The following is a 1,625-nucleotide window of genomic DNA, read 5'->3' as shown; positions in this document are numbered from 1 at the left end:
GAAGACGTACGGTTGGACTCCATCTGCATCAGGCCACCGATGGCAACGATGTTTCCGTCTTGTATGCGAACCATGGTGTCAGATTCGTTGACGGAGCTAGAGGCCAACGGCAACTTGTAATTGCCGATAGAGCCGAGATCAACCTGCTTGGTCTTTTCTGTCACCGTGGTCACCGACGGCCGCACATGCAGCGTAATGTTGTTGGCGTCGTCAATTTGGGGTGTTACATCCAGCGCAATACCCGAGAAAAATTGGGTCAGCCCCAGTGTTGGCGCTGTCGCCGGTGTGCCGGCCGAACCCGAGGTTGCGGCGGTTCCCGCAGAACCACCGGTGACACTGGTCACAAAAAAGTCGTCTGTGCCCACCTTTAGCAATGCTTTTTGGTTGTTCAGGGTGGCAATACGCGGACTGCTCAGAATCTGAATGTCGCCACGGGTTTCCAGAAATCCCAAAACCGCCTGAAAGCCATCCGTGGCCAATGCCAAGCCAAACAGGCCGCCACCCCCAACAGGCAGCGACAGTGCGTCGCCCAGTGCGCCACGTGAACCAGTCGGGAAGCCGGGAACATTGGTGGTGACACCGTTGATCAGTACGTTGTTTGCGGTGCCACCGCCCACAGAGCCCGCGACGCCGGTGTAGCGCCCGCTGTTGCGCAGGGCCGACCAGTCAATGCCGCTTTGGAAGCCGTCACGCAGCTCCACTTCGACAATCTTGGCCTCCAGCATCACTTGGCGCTCCACAGCGATTTGCGCAGCCTTCAAGAACTGGCTCACTTGGCGCAGTTCATCCGGCATGGCGCGCACAGCGATGATGCCGGCCTGTGGGCTAGTGATCACATTGCGGCCCGGGCCGCTACCCAGCATGCCCTTGACGGCGTCAGACAACTCCGTCCAAAAGTCGGTTTGTGAGCTGGTCGAGACGCGGCTGTTCATCAGCTGCTGAGAGCTGCCACCGGGCGAGCCGGAGCCGCCAGACGTGCCTGAGCCCGTGCCCGCACCTGCGCCGCCACTGTTGCCAGCGCCACCGCTACTGCCGTTGCTATTGTTTGCCGTGGAGCCTGAGGTGACCCGCAGTTCACTGTTACCTATACGCAGCGCATGTGGGTAGTTGATGGTGAACACCCGGGTCTGCAAAGTGGGGGCATACACCACAATGCGCCGTCCCTCGATCTTGAAGTCGTAGCCATACACATCGCGAATGGCTTCCAGTGCCTCGGTCACGGTCACACCGCGCAGTGTCACCGACAGGGAGCCCGACACGTCGGGGTGCATCAGCATGCTGTAGCGGGTGTCGGCCACGATGGCCAAGAACACTTCGCGCGCCTGGGCGTTGTTGACCAGCAGGTCCAACCGCGGCTCGGCCGGTGGCGCCATGGGCTTGGGTGCAGGCTCTGCCAGCGCATCGCTCACCTGTGTGGGCACCGCTACCGTGGGCTTGGGTGCTGCGTTGGCTGCCAGCTCGGCTCGCACGGTTTCGCTGACATCTGGGGTGCGCAGGGGGCGGTCTGCGGCACAGCCGGCCAGCAAGCCCGCAAGCACGCTCAAAATAAGCATGGCACCGATAGGAAGCGTTTTCGTCATGGTGGTGGCTTTGGTAGTCATGTGCGTGGTATTCACGGTTGGGTA

The 1,625-nt window shown here is 61.0% G+C and carries 1 protein-coding gene; it reads right to left on the bottom strand.

Annotated elements, in window-relative coordinates; genetic code table 11:
* Positions 1–1,580: secretin N-terminal domain-containing protein (locus tag AC097P_RS23695; protein ID WP_479612888.1), on the bottom strand; the 1,580-nt coding region annotated here is incomplete at its 3' end.
* Between the last annotated feature and the right edge of the window lie 45 nt (positions 1,581–1,625).

Source organism: Rhodoferax sp. ZS1R8, assembly GCF_056521325.1.
This window is presented reverse-complemented; position numbering and strand designations above follow the sequence as displayed.